The following is a 16611-nucleotide window of genomic DNA, read 5'->3' on the forward strand; positions in this document are numbered from 1 at the left end:
GCCGGGGCTGCGGCGAGCGTCGGGCTGCTCGGCGCCCGCGGCGCGACCGAGCTGCGGTCCGGTGCGCGCCCAGGCGGGGAGCGCGAGGCTCCCGGCGCCCGCGGAGCCCCGGGTTCCGGCGTCGGCGCGGGGTCCGTCGGCGGGTCGTCCGGCGCCAGGTCCGGGTCGTCCGGGTCTGGGGCGGGGTCAGGGACGGGGTCGGGGTCGGGGGCGACGCTGCCGGCGGGCGCCGGCCAGGACGACCGCGCCGGGCGCGAGCCGGACGAGGACCGCGGCCCCCACGACCTCCAGGTCACGGCGGGCGAGGACGGCGGCACGACCCGCGAACCGCCGGACGCCGCGACGGACGGGGCCCCGGGGCGGCCGGGGCGCGGGCGCCCCGGCACGACCGGACGGAAGGGACGCCCGCGCACGGGCGCGAGCACCCACGAAGGAGATGGTTCACGTGCCGGCAACCGTTGACGGCCACCACGCGCCACGCACCTACGGCAACTGGCGCCGCCCCACCACGCCAGGGCTCATGGGCCTGGGGACCGCCGGGACGATGATCCTCATGGCCGGCCTGGTGGTGGTGGTGCTCGTGGTCATGCTGACCGAGCTGCTCACCGGCCTGGTGGTGGCCGCCGGCCTGGCGGTCGTGCTGCTGGCGATCGGCGTGCGCGACAAGCACGGCCTCAACGCCCTGGACAAGGGTGCGACCCGCTGGTCCTGGTGGCGCCAGCGCTCCGCGGGCGAGCACCTGTACCGCTCGGGCCCGCTCGGGCAGGTGCCGTGGGGCACCTGCCAGCTGCCCGGGCTGGCGTCGTCGTCGAAGCTGACGGAGCACTCCGACTCCTACGGGCGGCGCTTCGCCCTCATCCGCGTCCCCGCCACCGCGACGTACACCCTCGTCATCGGCACCGAGCCCGACGGCGCCGCCCTGGTGGACGAGGAGCAGGTGGACGCGTGGGTCGCCGACTGGGGCCTGTGGCTCGCCAACCTCGGCGACGAGCCGGGGATCGTCGCCGCGTCGGTGACCGTCGAGACCGCGCCGGACACCGGCACGCGGCTGCGCCGGGAGGTCGGGACGAACCTCGACCCCGACGCGCCGGAGTTCGCGAGGGCGCTGCTGGCCGAGACGGTCGCCGAGTACCCGCACGGCTCCTCGACCGTGCGCGCCTACGTCGCGCTGACGTTCAACGCCACGCACAACGGCCGGCGCCGGCAGCCGGCCGAGTTCGCCCGCGAGCTCGGGGCACGCCTGCCGGGGCTGACCGGGGAGCTGCAGGCCACCGGCGCCGGCCCCGCGCACCCGGTGGACGCCGCCGAGCTGTGCGAGCTGGTGCGGGTGGCGTACGACCCCGCCGCGGCGACCGCCGTCGACGAGGCGCACGCCGAGGGCGAGGTCACGCACCTGACCTGGTCCGACGTGGGCCCCTCGGCCGCCGAGGCGTCCTGGGACGACTACCGGCACGACTCCGGGGTATCGGTGACCTGGGCCATGACGGGCGCCCCGCGCGGCAACGTCCAGGCCTCGATCCTCTCCCGGCTGCTCGCCCCGCACCGCGACGTCGCCCGCAAGCGCGTCACCCTGCTGTACCGGCCCATCGACGCCGCCTCCGCCGCCGCCATCGTCGAGGCGGACCTGCGCGCCGCCCAGTTCCGCCAGTCCTCCTCGGACAAGCCGACCGCGCGGGATGTCCTCGCCACCCGCGCCGCAGCGCTGACCGCGCAGGAGGAGGCCGCGGGCGCCGGGCTGGTGAACTTCGGCATGCTCGTCACCGCCACGGTCCTGGACGAGGACCGCGAGGCGGACGCCCGCGCCGCCGTCGAGAATCTCGCGGCCACCGCGCGGCTGCGGCTGCGGCCCGCGTACGGCTCCCAGGACACGGCCTTCGCTGCCGCGCTGCCGCTCGGCCTGGTCCTGCCGCGCCACCTCGACCTGCCCTCGCAGATGCGGAGCCGGCTGTGAGCCCGGGGAAGGGCGAGGGGACGACGACGGCGCCGCCGCGCCCCGGCCCGCGCGGCTGGTCCGGGCGCGGGCGGGGCCGGGCCGGGTCGATCCAGCCGGTGCCGGAGTGGCGCGGCTCGACCCGGCAGGTGTGCGGGCTCTGGCCCTTCGCCGTCGGCTCCGGGACGCCCATGGTGGGGGTGCCGCTGGGCCGGAACATGGTCACCGGCGCCACGGTGTGCTGCGACCCGGTGTCGTGGTTCCAGCGCGCGAACCTCATCTCCAACCCCTCGGCCTTCGTGCTCGGGCTCCCGGGCCTGGGCAAGTCGACGCTCGTGCGGCGGATGGCCGCGGGGCTGGCCGGCTACGGCGTCATGCCGCTGGTGCTGGGCGACCTCAAGCCGGACTACGTCGACCTCATCGAGGCGCTCGGCGGGCAGGTCATCGCGCTCGGCGGGGACCGGGGGCACATCAACGTCCTGGACCCCGGCGAGGCCACCTCGGCGGCGGAGCGGCTCACCGGCGGCGCCCGCGCCATGGTGCTCTCGGACGCGCACGACCGGCGCCTGACCATGGTGTCCTCGCTGCTGACGATCCTGCGCGCCCAGCCCCCGACGGACCGGGAGGAGACGATCCTCGACCGGGCGCTGCGCGTGCTCGACGACCGCCACGACGGCGTGCCCGTGCTGCCCGACCTGCTCGAGGTCATCCGGTCCGCGCCGGAGGACGTCCGGCAGGTGGCGCTGGACCGCGGATCTCTCGAGCGTTACCAGGCGGTGACGGAGAACCTCGAGGCCTCGCTCATCGGCCTGGTCGACGGCGGCCGGCTGGGCCGGACGTTCTCCCGCCCCACCACCAACCCGATGCGGCGCGACCGCCCGGTGGTCTACGACGTCAGCCACATCGACGACGCCCAGACGGACCTGCAGGCCGCGGTGATGCTGGCGTGCTGGTCGGCCGGCTTCGGGACGGTCAACGTGTCCAACGCCCTCGCGGACGCGGGCGTGGAGCCGCGCCGGCACTATTTCGTGGTGCTCGACGAGCTGTGGCGGGTGCTGCGCGCCGGCCGCGGCATCGTCGACCGTGTCGACGCCCTCACCCGCCTGAACCGCACCCGCGGCGTGGGGACCGTGATGGTCTCCCACACGATGTCGGACCTGCTGGCGCTGCCCGCGGAGGAGGACCGGATGAAGGCCCGCGGGTTCGTCGAGCGCTCGGGGATGGTGGTGGCCGGCGGGCTGCCCGGGGCGGAGATGTCCATGCTGACCCAGGCGGTGCCGCTCTCACGGGCGGAGCAGGAGCTGCTCATCGGCTGGCAGGACCCGCCCGCGTGGGACCCGGTGCACCACCGGGAGACCGAGCCGCCCGGGCGCGGGAAGTTCCTGGTCAAGGTCGGTGGGCGGCCGGGCATCCCCGTGCAGGTGCAGCTGACGTCCGTCGAGCTCGGCATCCACGACACCAACAAGCGCTGGCGGGAGCTTTCCCGGGTCGGGCGCGTGGAACGCCCAGCGGAGTAGAGCGCCCCGCGCCGCCACCCGCGCGCCGCCACCGCCACCGCCCGCGCACCGCCGCCACCCGCGCACCGCCACCGCCACCGCCCGCGCACCGCCGCCACACCTGCGCATCTCCCAAGACGGGTAAGTGCTCCTGCGCAGACGAAGTCGATCCAGATGGACTTCATCGGCTCAGGAGCACTTACCGGACCGAGCCGTCTCCAGTGTCAGCGAGGCGCCCGCCGCTCCCCCAAGTCTTGACACGCCTACATGCCTCCTCACAACCCACACGCGGAGCCTTGACACGCATAGGTGAACTCCGCTTCACTGATCGTGTTGGTGGAGGGGAGTAACCCCACGCGCTTCGTCGTCATCACGTCCCGCACCGAGCGGGTCCGGCGGGCGGGCCCGACCCGGGCTGGGAGAGACCTCCGGTCAGTTGACCGGAGGGTGGTGCTCTCGGATGGATGTTCCGTTCTGGGTGTGGGCGACGGTGATCGCCTTCATCGTGGTGATGCTCGCGATCGACCTCTTCGCCCACCGCCGGGCCCATGTCATCGGGGTCCGGGAGGCCGCGGTCTGGTCGGCGGTCTGGGTGGCGTTCGGGATCGCCTTCGGCGCGCTGGTGTGGAGCGTCTACGGCGCCGAGTTCGGCCAGCAGTACTTCGCCGGGTACCTCATCGAGAAGTCCCTGGCGGTGGACAACGTCTTCGTCTGGGCGATCATCTTCAGCTTCTTCGGGGTCCCGCGGGAGTACCAGCACCGTGTGCTCTTCCTCGGGGTGCTCGGTGCGCTCGTCCTGCGCGGCGCGTTCATCGCCGCCGGCGCCGCACTCATCGACAACTTCTCCTGGGTGCTGTACGTCTTCGCCGCCTTCCTGCTGTGGACCGGGTACCGGATGATCCGCTCCCGCAACGAGCACCTCGACCCGGCGAGGTCGCGGACCCTGCGGCTGTTCCGCCGCTTCGTGCCGATGACCGACGCGTACTACGGGCAGCGCCTGCTCGTCCGCAGGGCCGGTACCCTCGTGGCCACTCCGCTGCTGGCAGTGCTCGTGCTCGTGGAGGTCACCGACGTCGTCTTCGCGGTGGACTCCATCCCGGCCATCTTCGCGGTGACCGACGACGTCTTCCTCGTGTTCACCGCCAACGCCTTCGCCATCCTCGGGCTGCGCGCGATGTACTTCCTGCTGGCCGACCTGATCCACCGGTTCGTCTACCTCAAGATCGGCCTCGCGCTGGTGCTGATCTGGGTCGGCGTGAAGATGCTGCTCAAGATCGACCTGTTCTACATCCCGACCTCGATCTCCCTGGCCGTGGTGGCGGTCATCATCACCACCTCGATCGTGGCCAGCCTCCGTGCCACCCGCGGCCAGGGCCGGCGGGAGCCGCCTGCGCCGGCCTCGCCGTTCCGGGTGGCGACGGAGGAGGAGCTCGCCGCCAGCGCGCCGGCCTGGAAGGTCCGGTGAGGCCGGCGCGCTGCAGACGACACAGCGGGAAGGATGTGGTCATGGTTCACGACGACGACGCCCGGCCGGGGTGGACGTTCCTGACCAACCACGGCCAGGTCCTCCTCGCCGTGGCCGCCGCCCCAGATGCGCGCGTGAGTGACATCGCGCAGCGGGTCGGGATCACGCCACGCGCCACCCTGGCCATCCTGGGCGACCTGGAGGCGGGCGGGTACGTCCGGCGCACCCGCGTCGGGCGCCGGACGCACTACACCGTCGACTCCCACCGCCCGTTCCGGCACCCCGCGAACGCCGCGCACGAGGTCGGCGAGCTGCTCGGCATCTTCAGCGAGCGCCCGCCGCCAGCTCCAGCGCGACGTCGATGATCATGTCCTCCTGGCCCCCGACGTAGCCCCGCTCGCCCACCTCGCGGAGGATGTCGTGGGCGGGGACGCCGTACCGGGCGGCCGCACGCTCCGCGTGCAGCAGGAACGAGTTGTAGACGCCGAACCGCCCCTGCACGATGGAGGACCGGTCGGCCACGGGCAGCCGGGGCACCAACGGGCGCAGCACATCCTCGGCCGCGGCGAGGATGGCGTCGACGTCGATCCCGGTCGGGACGTCCAGCTTCTCGAACGCCGCGGAGAGGATCTCCGTGGGCGAGTTCCCCGGCCCGGCCCCGAGCGCGCACAGGGTGCCGTCGATCTGGCGGGCGCCGGCGTCGTAAGCGGCGAGGGAGTTCGCGACCCCGAGCGAGAGGTTCTGGTGGCCGTGGAACCCCACCTGGGCGTCGTCGCCCAGCTCGGCGACGAGCGCGGCGACGCGGTCGGCTGCGGTGCCCGGCATGAGCGCGCCGGCCGAGTCGACGACGTAGACGCACTGGCACCCGGCGTCGGCCATGATCCGGGCCTGGTCGGCGAGGCCCTCCGGGCTGTTGCGGTGCGAGAGCATGAGGAACCCGACGGTCTCCATGCCCAGCTCCCGGGCCGCGCCGAAGTGCTGCGCGGAGATGTCCGCCTCGGTGCTGTGCGTGGCCACCCGGGCGATCGTCGCCCCGGCGTCGTGGGCCTCGCGGAGGTTCTCGACGGTGCCGAGCCCGGGCAGGAGCAGGACGGCGATCCTGGCCCGGGCCACGGCGTCGGCGGCGGCCGCCACGAGCTGGGCGTCGCTGCGGGCGCCGAACCCGTAGTTGAACGACGACCCGGCGAGGCCGTCCCCGTGGGTGACCTCGATGACCTGCACGCCGGCCCGGTCGAGGGCGCCGGCGACGGCGCGGACGTCGTCCTCGGTGAAGCGGTGTCGCACGGCGTGGCTGCCGTCGCGGAGCGTGGTGTCGGTGATGCGCACAGGCGCCGGGCCGGCCTCGGCCCCCGGGCGGGCCGCTCCCGGGTGTGTGATGGTCATCGCTAATTCGCTCCCTTGGCCTGGCCGATGAGCTCGCCGACCTGCAGGGCGGCGGCGGTCATGATGTCGAGGTTGCCGGCCCACTCCGGCAGGTAGTCGCCGTTGCCGCGGACCTCGAGCAGGACGGTGACGCGGGCGTTGCCGTCCCAGACCTCCTCGGCGTCGTCGAACTGCGGCTCGCCCCGGAGCTGGTAGCCCGGCACGTAGGCCTGGACCTCCCGGACGCGGCGGTGGATCGCCTCGGCGATCGCGTCCCGGTCGGCGTCGGTCGGGACGGCGCAGAACACGGTGTCGCGCATGATCATGGGCGGGTCCACCGGGTTGAGAATGATGATCGCCTTGCCCCGTCCGGCCCCGCCCACTGACTCGATGGCGTGGGCGGTGGTCACGGTGAACTCGTCGATGTTCGCGCGCGTCCCCGGCCCCGCCGAGCGCGACGCGATCGAGGCCACAATCTCCGCGTAGGGCACGTCGGTCACGCTGGAGACCGCGTCGACGATCGGGATGGTCGCCTGCCCGCCGCAGGTGATCATGTTGACGTTCGGCGCGTCCAGGTGCTCGGTGTTGACCACCGGGCACAGGAAGGGCCCGACGGCGGCCGGGGTCAGGTCCACGGCGGTGATGCCGGCCTCCCGGTACCGCGGCGCGTTCGCCAGGTGGGCCCTGGCGGAGGTCGCCTCGAAGACGATGTCGGGCAGGGTGTCCTGGGCCAGCAGCCAGTCCACGCCCCCGTGGCTCGCCTCGACGCCGAGGCGGCGGGCGCGGGCGAGGCCGTCCGACGCCGGGTCCACCCCCACCATGGAGTGGACGTCGAGCGAATCCGAGCGCAGCAGCTTCACGAGCAGGTCGGTGCCGATGTTGCCCGGTCCGACGACGGCGGCGCTCAGCCGCCGCCCCGGGGCCGGCGCGAGCCCTGCCGCAGGTTGCGTGACGGTCATGGTTCCTCCTGGTTGGCTGGTGGGGCGGGCGCCACGCGCTCGCCGGAAGGCCGGTCGGCTGTTCTCCGGGCGGGGAACGGCGGTCAGTCGTCGGCCTGGTCGATCTGCATCACGACGGCCTTGGGCTCCGTGAAGAACTCGCGGCTGAACGAGCCGCCCTCCCGGCCCACCCCGGAGTCACCGACGCCGCCGAAGGGGGCGCGCAGGTCGCGGATGAAGAAGCAGTTCACCCACACGGTCCCGACGCGCAGCCGCGAGGCCACCCGGTGGGCCCGCGAGAGGTTCTCGCTGAAGAGCATGGCGTTGAGGCCGAACGGGGAGGCGTTGACCAGACCGACCACCTCGTCCTCGCTGTCGAAGGGCGTCACGGTGACGATCGGCCCGAAGATCTCCTCGCGCTGGTGGGGGGAGTCCTCGGCGAGCCCGGTGACGATCGTGGGCAGGACGAAGAGCCCGTCCGCGAGCGCACCGGTGAGGATCGTGCCGCCCTCCGCCTCGATGGACTCGAAGTAGGAGCGCACCTTGGCGTGGTGCGTCGCGGAGGAGAGCGGGCCGAGCTGGGTGGCGGGGTCCTTCGGGTCGCCGGCCACCATCGCGCGGGCGGCGGCCACGAAGCGCTCGAGGAACGCCTCCTGGATCGAGCGGTGGACGTACAGGCGCGAGCCGGCGAGGCAGACCTGGCCCGCGTTGGTGAAGATGGCCCGCACCGACCAGGCGACCGCGTTGTCGAGGTCGGCGTCGGCGAAGACGACGTTCGCCCCCTTGCCGCCGAGCTCGAGGCTCACCGGCGTGAGGTTCCGCGCCGCGGCACCGGCGATCGCCCGCCCCGTGCTGGACTCGCCGGTGAAGGTGATCCGGTCGACGTCGGGGTGCGCTGTGAGGGCCTCGCCGACGGAGTCCGGGCCGTAGCCGTGCACGACGTTGAGGACCCCGGGTGGGACGCCGGCCTCGAGCGCCAGGCGCGCCAGGATCGTGGCCGACGCCGGGGAGTCCTCTGCGGGCTTGAGCACGACGGTGTTGCCCCAGGCGAGGGCGGGCGCGACCTTCCAGCTCTCGAGCATCATCGGGAAGTTCCACGGCGCGATGGCGACGACGACGCCGGCGGCCTCGTAGCGCGTGTAGGCGTGGTGGCCGGAGTCCATCGGCAGGGCCTCGGCCGCGGTGAGCTGGGCGTGGTCCGCGAAGAACCGGAAGTTGTCCGCGGTGCGCGGCACGTCGTTGCCGCGGCTCTGGGTGATCGGCTTGCCCATGTCCCGGGTGTCGGCCAGGGCGAGCTCGTCCCCGTGCTCGAGGATGAGGTCGGCGAGGCGGGTGAGGATCGCCTGACGCTCACGGCGTCCCATCCGGGGCCACGGCCCCTCGTCGAACGCCCGGCGCGCGGCGGCGACGGCGAGGTCGGCCTCCGCCTTCCCGCCGAGCGGGAACCGAGCCCAGATCTCGCCCGTGAAGGGGTCGACGCTGTCGAACGTGGCGCCGTCGGCGGAGGGCACCTCGCGACCGTCGATGACGTGGCCGAAGGTGGTCACGGATCCCTCGGCCTGCGGGGCGTACTCGCCGGCGGGCTGCTTGCCGGGGCGGTGGGTGGTGGTCTCGGCGACCTGACTGGTCGGGTGCATGTCAGCGTCCTTCCTGGGCATCGCGTTCGGCGAGGGTCTGGTCCCCGGCGGACCACAGCTCGCGGGGCACCTCGCGCACGATCACGCGGATGCTCTGGGGGTTGGCGTCGAGGCTGGAGCGGACGGCCTCGTGGACGCGGTGCATGAGCTCGCGCAGCTGCTCGGGCCGCCGGCCCTCGGTGAGGGTGACTTCGACGAGGGGCACGGGTCAGGCTCCTGTCACGGTGACGCTGCCGAGATTGCTGAACTGGACCGACACCGACGAGCCTGGGCGGAGGAACACCGCGTCGGTGATTCCACCGGTGAGCACGATCCAGCCGGCCCGCAGGCGGTGCCCGCGGGCGCCGAGCGAGTTGGCGGCGAGGGCGAGCGCCTCCGCGGGGTGGCCCTGGACGGCGGCGCCCGTGGCGGTGTCGACGATCTCGCCGTCGACCTCGACGAGGCAAGCCTCGAGCGAGAGGTCGAGGTCGGCCGGGTCGAGGGCGACCGGGCCGCTGCCCCAGCGGGCGGCGGAGGCGTTGTCGGCGATGACGTCCGGCAGGGTGAAGCGGAAGTCCCGGTAGCGTGAGTCGATGATCTCGTAGCCGCCGAGGACGGCGGAGACGGACCTCATCGCGCGGGCCGCGGTGATGCCGGGCCCGGCGAGGTCCTCGCCGAGGACGAAGACGATCTCGGGCTCCACCCGCGGGTGGATCAGCTCCGCCAGCGGTGCGGGGGCCCCCGCCGGGAGGGTCATGGCGTCGGTGAGCCAGGCGGTCAGCGGGGCGTCGATGCCCATCCGCTGCTGCTTCGCGCGGGAGGTCAGGCCGAGCTTGACCCCCGTGATGGTCTGGCCGTCCGCGACCTTGCGCTCCACGAGCAGGTCCTGCGCCCGGTAGGCCGTCTCGATGTCGAGGCCGGGAAACTCGTCGGTGATCGGCGTGCGGTCGTACCGGCCGGCCTCGGCCGCGTACAGCTCATCGACTACCCGCTCGATCGTCCAGTCGCCCACCTCGGCTCCCTCCATGGCGCCGGCGGCGCGCGCGCCCGTCGTGGTCCAGCCGCTCGCTCGCTTCATGCCGCCAGCTCCATCCGGGTGGTGACGGTGCCGAGCCCCGCGAAGGTGGCCCGGACCGTGCCGCCGGGCCGGAGCGCCTGGGCGGCGGTGAGCGAGCCGGGGATCACCACCTGGCCCGCCTCGAGCGTGGTCCCCAGCGCTCCGACGGTGTTCGCGAGCCAGACCAGCGCGTTGATCGGGGAACCCAGGACCGCCCCGCCGGCGCCGGTGGCCGCGATCTCGCCGTCGACGGCGAGGACGCATCCGGTCAGGCGCAGGTCGATGTCCGCGAGCCGGACGGGCCGGGTACCGAGAACGACGGCACCGGAGGAGGCGTTGTCGGCCACCGTGTCGGCGAGCCCGATGCGCCAGTCCCGGATGCGCGAGTCGATGATCTCCAGCGCGGGCAGGACGCAGTCCACGGCCCGCACGGCGTCCACGACCGTGACGCCCGGGCCGGCGAGATCGCGGCCGAGCACGAACGCAATCTCCGGCTCGACCTTCGGCTGGACGAAGTCCGCGGGGTCGAGGGCCTGCCCCTCGCCGTGGATCATCGTGTCCAGCAGCTGGCCGTAGTCGGGCTGGTCCACGCCGAGCTGCCGTTGCATGACGCGCGAGGTCAGGCCGACCTTGTGCCCGCGCACCGACCGCCCCCCGGCCACCCAGCGGTCCAGCTGGATGCGCTGGATCGCGTAGGCGTCCTCAAGGTCGATGTCGGGGTAGGTCTCGCTCAGCGGGGCGACGGCCTCGCCGTCGTAGGCGGCCAGCAACGACTCGGCGGCGGCGACGCGGTCCTGGTTCTCCATGGTCTACTCGCTCGCGACGAGGTCGGCCATGTCGACAGGCTCGGCGAACGCGCCGGTGGCGATCATCAGATCGTTCCACCGGCCGAGCTCCTCGACGTCGGGGGCGCCCTCGACCCACGTCGGCAGCTCCAGCGCAGCCGCGGCCTCCGGGCTCGTCTCGGAGTAGGTCTGCACCGCCTCACGAGCGAGGTCCGGTTCCCCGGCCAGGAGAGCGTTGGCCTTCTCGATGGCGCGGGCAAACGCGGCGGCGGTGTTGGGGTTCTCGGCGACGAACTTGTCGGTCATGCCCAGGCCCGAGACGGGGATCTCCTCGGCGATGCCGCTGTAGGACGCGAAGACCTTCCGCGCCCCCTCGGCCGCCACGATGGAGCGGAAGGGCTCCGCGACCCACACCGCGTCGACGTTGCCCAGCGAGAGCGCGGCCGGCATGTCGGGGAAGGGCATCTCGACGAACTGGATGCTCGCGACGTCGACGCCCAGCTCGTCCAGGGCCGCCTTGATGCTGACGTCGCCGATGTTGTTCAGGGTGTTGACGGCGATGGTGGCACCGGCCAGATCCTCAGGCTTCTGGATCGGGGAGTCGGCGTTCACGAAGACTCCGGCGGTCTCCTCGTTGCCGCGGATGCCCTCGGCGACGATGGTGACGCCGAGGCCCTTCTGCTCGGCGAGGAAGAACGACGGGTAGCTGGCGAAGGCCGCGTGGAGGTCGCCGGAGACCATGGCGGGCAGCGCGGCGGCGCCGCCCTGCATGACTGTGGCCTCGACGCTGAGGCCCTCCTCCTCGAAGAAGCCCTCGTCCACGGCCACCTGGACCGAGGCGTGGTCGACGACGGGGACGATGCCGACGGCGAGCTCGGCGACTTCCGGTTCACCCTTGGCCGAAGCGGCCGGCGCGCCGGCGCCGGCGGTCTCCTCCGTGCTGGCACCGCCGCTCGAACATGCGGCGAGCGCGACGGCGAGTGTTAGGACGAGAGGCAGGGCGGTGACGGACCTGGGGGATGTGCGCATCGTTCCTCCTTGAACAGACGGCGGGCATCCCGAATATTGATAGTAATGATTAGTCTTGTCAAGCCCTCGCGCCGCGGTGAGGAACCGAGCGGCAGGGCTACATCAGGTGCGTGGCCATCCCGCCGTGCACGGCGAGGACCGTGCCGGTCACGTGCGACGCCCGGGCAGAGACGAGGTAGACGATCGCGTCCGCCACCTGCTGCGCGGTGGCGGGACGGCCGAGCGCGACCTTCCTGACGTCGCGGACGTGATGCACGACCGCCTCCTCCCGCGGGAGCCCGTGCCGCTGCGCGAGTGCGTCGGCGAACCCGCCGGGCTCGTCCCACAGCGGCGTGCGGGTGGGGCCTGGCGAGACGGCGTTGACCCGGATGCCCGCGGGGCCGAGCTCCGTGGCGAGCGCCCCGGTCAGCGACAGCACGGCGGCCTTGCTCGCGGCGTAGTCGACCAGCATGGGCTCGGGATAGCGCCCCGAGGTCGAGGCCACGTTGACGATGGCGCCGGCGTCGGACCCGCCCAGCAAGGAGATGGTGGCCCGGACGGTGCGGACCACACTCATGAGGTTGAGGTCGAGGGTGCGCCGCCAGGCGTCGTCGTCGACGTCGGCGAAGCCATGCCGCAGGGGCGCGGCCCCGACGTTGTTGACGAGGATGTCCAGCCCGCCGAGCATGTCCTGCGACAGCACGGCGAGCCGGCCGCCGGCCTCCGCGGTGGACATGTCGACCCGGGCCGCGCGCACGTTCGGCATGGCCTCCAGCTCGGCGCAGCAGCCGGGGTCCAGCTCCGCCGCGAGCACCATGACCCCCTCGGCCACCAGCGTCTCGACGACGGCGCGACCGATCCCCTTGCCGGCTCCGGTGACGAGGGCGCGGCGGCCGGCGAGCCCGAGGTCCATCCGGGTCAGCCCAGCGCCCGGTCGGTCATGGCCTCCGACAGGGGCGTGTGCGCCTCGACCGCCCGCCGGACCCGCTCCGCCCGCCCCGACGTGATCGCGTCCACGAGCTCGTGGTGCAGCTGGAGGTTCTGGGGGAAGGAGGTGGCGAAGTCCGGGTCGGGGGCGACGTCCTTTACCGCCTCGCGGGCCGTCTCCAGCAGGGAGACGTAGATCGTCCTGAGCAGGGGGTTCCCCGAGATGCTGGCGATCTCCTCGTGCAGGTCCCAGTTCCGGAGCAGGTACTCGCGCGGCTGGTCGCCCAGCCGCGCCATGGCGCCGACGATCTCGTTCAGGCGCGCGAGCTGCTCGGGTCCGGCGTGCCGGGCAGCCTGGAGGGCGACCGGCAGCTCGAGGGCGTTGCGGATCTCGAGCGTGTCGGAGATCGACATCGCGTCCGCCCCCAGTCCGAGGATGAGGTGACTGAGGCGGATGTGGGCCGAGGGCCGGGCGACGAAGATGCCGCCCCGGGGCCCCGGCCGGGCCTCCACCAGGCCGCGCGTCTCGAGCAGCCGGACGGCCTCGTTCAGCGTTCCGGCCGCGACGCCGAACTGGCCCTGGAGCTCGGTCTTGGTGCCCAGCCGGTCACCGGGCAGCACCTGCTCGGTGGCGATCAGCTCGCTGATGCGCTCTGCCACGGCCTGGGCGCGGGAGGTGCGCTCCGTCCGGCCGAGATGAAGGGCGCTCGGGGTCTCCGTCATGGCTGAACGGTAGTATTGAATACGTTCGTTTGCCAGCGCCGCCGCTACCGACGCGCGGTCTTGTCCCACTCCCGGCCGGCGCCGGCGGGGTCAGCGGCAGCAGCGAGGTCGGCGGGCCCAGCGTCGGCGTCGAGGTCCCGGAGGAGGTCGATCATCCGGCGCGCCCAGTTCACCTTGGCCGCTGCGAGCTCGACCTGCCGGGCGAAAACCATCGCCTTGACCTCGGCGATGCGGCGGTGCTCCCTGGCCGGCCGGGCCTTGAGGCGCTCGCGCAGCAGAGGGGTGTCACGGCGCAGCAGCGCCTCGCGGTGCTCGCCCCACCGCTCCATCAGCGCCTCCTGCTCGGCGATGTGGGCCTCGAGGACCTCCACTGCACTGTCGGTGTCGACACTGTCGAATCCCAGGGCCTGGAGGGCGAAGGGGTCGCGGGTGGGCGGCTCGGGGTGCGGCGCCGAGATCCAGCGCGCCAGGTCCCGCTCTCCCTCCGCAGTGAGCGAGTAGTCCGCGGTGCTGAGCCCGTTCTCGCCCTCGCGGGCCGTGCCGGCGATCAGACCGTCCTGCCGCAACTTCGCGAGGACGCCGTACACCTGGCTCTGCGGCGCTGACCAGACCCAGCGCTGCGCCTCGGCGAAACGACGGGCGAGCCGGTAGCCGTTCATGGGGCTCGCCTCAAGAACCTCGAGCACCGCATACCTCAGGGACATGCCATCAGGATAGGCGACCACTTCCGCTCTCGGAGTATTCCTATGTAGACCTATACCGTGGTAGAAAGCCCTGACGGACCGCACTCGAGGACGAGGAGCCCTGCCGTGCCAAGTACCGCAGACGACCTGGCCCTGGCTGGCCGCGCACTGGCGCGCCACGGGCTGGTCGACGCGTTCGGCCACGTCTCGGCCCGCTCGGACGACGGCACGTGGTCCATCACCCCGCCGGTGCCGCTCGCCCGGGCGGTCCCCGGCTCGGTGCAGCTCCTCGACCTCGCGGGGCCGGACCTCGGCCCCGGCCTCCCACGCGAGGCCTGGATCCACCGGGAGATCGCGGCCGCCCGGCCGGACGTGGGCGCCGTCTGCCGCGCGCAGCCACTCACCGCCACCGCGCTGGCCAGCGCCGGGGTTCCCATCAGGCCGCTGCACGGCCAGGGCGCGTTCCTTGGCCCGCAGGTCGCCGTCCATGATGACCCCCGCCTCGTCCGGGACAGGGCAGCCGCCGCTCGGCTCGCCGCCACCCTGGGCGCCGGCTCCGCCGTCGTCATGCGGGGCAACGGCGCGGTCACCGTCGGGGCCGACCTGGGCCAGGCAGTCGCCCGCATGTGGGTCCTCGAGCGTTCGGCACTCATGAACGCCACCGCCGCGAGCGGCACCGCCACCCCCCTGGACGACGACGAGCAGGACGCGTGGTGCGCCGTCGCCCCGGAGCTTCTGCAACGGATCTGGCTGTACCTCAAGGAGGAGGAATCATGATTGAGCTGGTCGACATCGCGTACGTGCGCTCCGGAACCGCCGACCTGCGGACGGCGGTGAAGTTCGCGACGGACATCGTCGGGATGGAGCTGGTCAAGGAGGAGGAGGGCGTCGCCTACCTCCGGGCGGACCACCGTCACCACTGCCTGGCCTTCGTCGAGGGCCGGTCAGGCGTGCTGAGCTCCGGCTTCGTGCTGCGGGACATGGCCGCCCTCGACGCGGCGGAGGTGGAGCTGAGGGAGATCGGCCTGAAGGTCAGGCGCGGGACGGAGGCCGGAGCCCGCTCGCGCCACGTCCGCGACTACCTCACCTTCGAGGACCCCGCCGGCAACCGGGTCGACCTCGTGGTCGGCCAGGTCCGGCTGACCGCGCCCGTGAAGTTCTCCCGCCCGGCCGGCATCACCGAGTTCGGGCACATCTGCTTCGACGCGCCCGACGTCTACGCGGCGGGACAGTTCTGGACCGAGCACTTCAACATCAAGGTCTCCGACTGGGTGACGGGCGGCGCGTGCCTCATGCGGTTCGACCCGGTGCACCACAAGCTCGCCGTGTTCCAGGGTGACCGCCCCGGCCTGTGCCACATCAACTTCCAGGTCGAGAGCATCGACGACGTCATGCGCTCGTGGCACTTCCTCGAGGAGCACGGGGTTGAGATCGAGCAGGGCCCAGGCCGCCATCCGCAGTCGACGGCGATCTTCCTGTACTTCAAGGGCCCCGAGGGCCTGACGTACGAGTACTCCTACGGTGTCCGCCGGATCGCGGAGGACGAGGACTGGACGCCCCGCTGGTTCGACCCGGAGGAGCCCGGCGCCATCGACATGTGGCTCGGCCCCAAGGCGCGGGTCAGCACCCAGTACCAGGTGCCCTCGGACCTTGACGACGACTGGGAGGGTCTGCCCCGGAAGCGGGACCTGGCGGGCGCGAGCGCCGCCCCAGTCCCCGAGGAGCCCACTGAGGTCACCCCTGCGGTTGCCGTGGGCTCGCCGACGGCATGACCCGGGCCTGACCGGCCGCAGGGAGGACGCCGGGGCGGCCGGCACCCGGCGCCCGCACAGAGCGGACGCGGAAGACGGGGAACCGGTCGGCGATCCGCTCGAACTCCGTCAGGGGCGCGCGCCGGTCGACGGGCAGGTGCGCGCGGGCACCGGGAGCCAGCTCGAGGTAACGGCGCAGGATCGGCGCGCGACGCTCCGGAGGAACCTCCTCGAGCCGCACCGGCTCGGCGCGGCGCCGGCGCAGCACGCCACGGTTGTCGGCCCGGAGGTTTCGTACCCAGCTGGTGCTCTCGCCCAGCATCGACACGACGTAGCGCTCACCCTCGTGGTCGGCGACGACCACCGGGAAGGAGATCACCCGGCCGGAGCGGCGCCCGCGCACCTCGAGCGTCGCGGCCTGCCGCGGCGTCAGGAGCCCGGACGCGAACTGGACGGCCGACAAGCGGTTGGCCGCGCGGGCGAGAGGTCCGGCCCGCCCGCCCCGGTACAGCCGCCTTCGGGCCGCGTAGCGCCATCCAGTCAGTCGGCTCCAGGCCGACGCCGCGCCGCTGGGAACAGCTCCTTCATCAGGCATCGCCGAGCCTCCTCGCCGGAACGCGTTTCGCCCTCCAGTGTCGCGCCAGGACTGCTCTGTCCCGCGCTCCCGCGGCCTGGACGCACGCACTGTTCACGTACCGGACGGGTTCCGGACGCCGGGGCGCCACCGATTCGCCCTATTTTCGGGCTCTTCGCAGTTGACGGTGTAGCGGTGGTGGGCGCGTCGGTCGCCGGATAGGGGTCGAGGTCTTCCGATGATGGGAGTTCTGACGCTGCCCATCTGGAAGACCTCGACGTGCCCGACGCTACCTT

17 protein-coding genes and 1 pseudogene are annotated in these 16611 nt (G+C 73.0%); 7 read left to right on the top strand and 11 right to left on the bottom strand.

Features of this window, described 5'->3' with window-relative positions:
- The 5 genes and pseudogenes from ABD774_RS20605 to ABD774_RS20625 all read left to right on the top strand — a co-directional run.
- Positions 1-462, top strand: a pseudogene (locus ABD774_RS20605) (hypothetical protein); the annotation flags it as partial.
- Positions 437-1951, top strand: a complete 1515-nt coding sequence (locus tag ABD774_RS20610) for an SCO6880 family protein (RefSeq protein ID WP_486327355.1) — start codon at positions 437-439, stop codon at positions 1949-1951. The pseudogene ABD774_RS20605 and the gene ABD774_RS20610, both read left to right, overlap by 26 nt.
- On the top strand, positions 1948-3447 hold the full coding sequence (locus tag ABD774_RS20615) for an ATP/GTP-binding protein (protein WP_345045431.1): 1500 nt from the start codon (positions 1948-1950) through the stop codon (positions 3445-3447). The genes ABD774_RS20610 and ABD774_RS20615 overlap by 4 nt, the downstream gene beginning before the upstream one ends.
- Before the next feature lie 439 nt (positions 3448-3886).
- Complete coding sequence (locus tag ABD774_RS20620; protein WP_345045433.1) at positions 3887-4891, top strand: TerC family protein; 1005 nt, start codon at positions 3887-3889, stop codon at positions 4889-4891.
- 41 nt (positions 4892-4932) lie between these two features.
- The gene (locus ABD774_RS20625; RefSeq protein WP_345045435.1) at positions 4933-5256 is read left to right on the top strand and encodes a MarR family transcriptional regulator; all 324 of its coding nucleotides are present in this window, start codon (positions 4933-4935) and stop codon (positions 5254-5256) included.
- On the opposite strand, the gene dmpG is transcribed toward ABD774_RS20625, so the two are convergent.
- The 10 genes from dmpG to ABD774_RS20675 all read right to left on the bottom strand — a co-directional run bounded on the left by dmpG (position 5216) and on the right by ABD774_RS20675 (position 14011).
- Positions 5216-6274: a 4-hydroxy-2-oxovalerate aldolase gene (dmpG, locus tag ABD774_RS20630; RefSeq protein ID WP_345045438.1), complete on the bottom strand. Its 1059-nt coding sequence runs from the start codon at positions 6272-6274 to the stop codon at positions 5216-5218. The two genes, ABD774_RS20625 and dmpG, sit on opposite strands and share 41 nt — an antisense overlap.
- A gap of 2 nt (positions 6275-6276) precedes the next feature.
- The gene (locus tag ABD774_RS20635) at positions 6277-7212 is read right to left on the bottom strand and encodes an acetaldehyde dehydrogenase (acetylating) (protein WP_345045440.1); all 936 of its coding nucleotides are present in this window, start codon (positions 7210-7212) and stop codon (positions 6277-6279) included.
- Positions 7213-7295: 83 nt separating this feature from the next.
- Positions 7296-8738: an aldehyde dehydrogenase gene (locus ABD774_RS20640; RefSeq protein ID WP_486327356.1), complete on the bottom strand. Its 1443-nt coding sequence runs from the start codon at positions 8736-8738 to the stop codon at positions 7296-7298.
- A 91-nt stretch (positions 8739-8829) separates the two neighbouring features.
- Positions 8830-9033: a tautomerase family protein gene (locus tag ABD774_RS20645; protein ID WP_345045445.1), complete on the bottom strand. Its 204-nt coding sequence runs from the start codon at positions 9031-9033 to the stop codon at positions 8830-8832.
- 3 nt (positions 9034-9036) lie between these two features.
- A complete protein-coding gene (locus ABD774_RS20650; RefSeq protein WP_486327357.1) occupies positions 9037-9819 on the bottom strand; it encodes a 2-keto-4-pentenoate hydratase in 783 nt (260 codons plus the stop codon).
- 62 nt (positions 9820-9881) lie between these two features.
- Positions 9882-10670: a 2-keto-4-pentenoate hydratase gene (locus tag ABD774_RS20655; protein WP_345045449.1), complete on the bottom strand. Its 789-nt coding sequence runs from the start codon at positions 10668-10670 to the stop codon at positions 9882-9884.
- A 3-nt stretch (positions 10671-10673) separates the two neighbouring features.
- Positions 10674-11678 carry an ABC transporter substrate-binding protein gene (locus ABD774_RS20660; protein ID WP_345045452.1) on the bottom strand — a complete coding sequence of 335 codons (1005 nt, stop codon included), beginning with the start codon at positions 11676-11678 and terminating at the stop codon, positions 10674-10676.
- Between the two features lie 97 nt (positions 11679-11775).
- Positions 11776-12570: an SDR family NAD(P)-dependent oxidoreductase gene (locus ABD774_RS20665; protein ID WP_345045454.1), complete on the bottom strand. Its 795-nt coding sequence runs from the start codon at positions 12568-12570 to the stop codon at positions 11776-11778.
- A 5-nt stretch (positions 12571-12575) separates the two neighbouring features.
- Complete coding sequence (locus ABD774_RS20670; RefSeq protein ID WP_345045456.1) at positions 12576-13307, bottom strand: FadR/GntR family transcriptional regulator; 732 nt, start codon at positions 13305-13307, stop codon at positions 12576-12578.
- 44 nt (positions 13308-13351) lie between these two features.
- A complete protein-coding gene (locus ABD774_RS20675; protein ID WP_345045458.1) occupies positions 13352-14011 on the bottom strand; it encodes a PadR family transcriptional regulator in 660 nt (219 codons plus the stop codon).
- A gap of 105 nt (positions 14012-14116) precedes the next feature.
- On the opposite strand from ABD774_RS20675, the gene ABD774_RS20680 reads away from it, so the two are divergent.
- On the top strand, positions 14117-14767 hold the full coding sequence (locus ABD774_RS20680) for a class II aldolase/adducin family protein (RefSeq protein WP_345045460.1): 651 nt from the start codon (positions 14117-14119) through the stop codon (positions 14765-14767).
- Positions 14764-15762, top strand: a complete 999-nt coding sequence (locus ABD774_RS20685; RefSeq protein WP_345045463.1) for a VOC family protein — start codon at positions 14764-14766, stop codon at positions 15760-15762. Before ABD774_RS20680 ends, ABD774_RS20685 begins: the two co-directional genes overlap by 4 nt.
- Here the strand turns inward: ABD774_RS20685 and ABD774_RS20690 are convergent.
- Positions 15725-16204 carry a nitroreductase/quinone reductase family protein gene (locus ABD774_RS20690; protein WP_345045465.1) on the bottom strand — a complete coding sequence of 160 codons (480 nt, stop codon included), beginning with the start codon at positions 16202-16204 and terminating at the stop codon, positions 15725-15727. The two genes, ABD774_RS20685 and ABD774_RS20690, sit on opposite strands and share 38 nt — an antisense overlap.
- Between the last annotated feature and the right edge of the window lie 407 nt (positions 16205-16611).

This window comes from Georgenia daeguensis, from assembly GCF_039537705.1.
GTDB lineage: Bacteria > Actinomycetota > Actinomycetes > Actinomycetales > Actinomycetaceae > Georgenia > Georgenia daeguensis.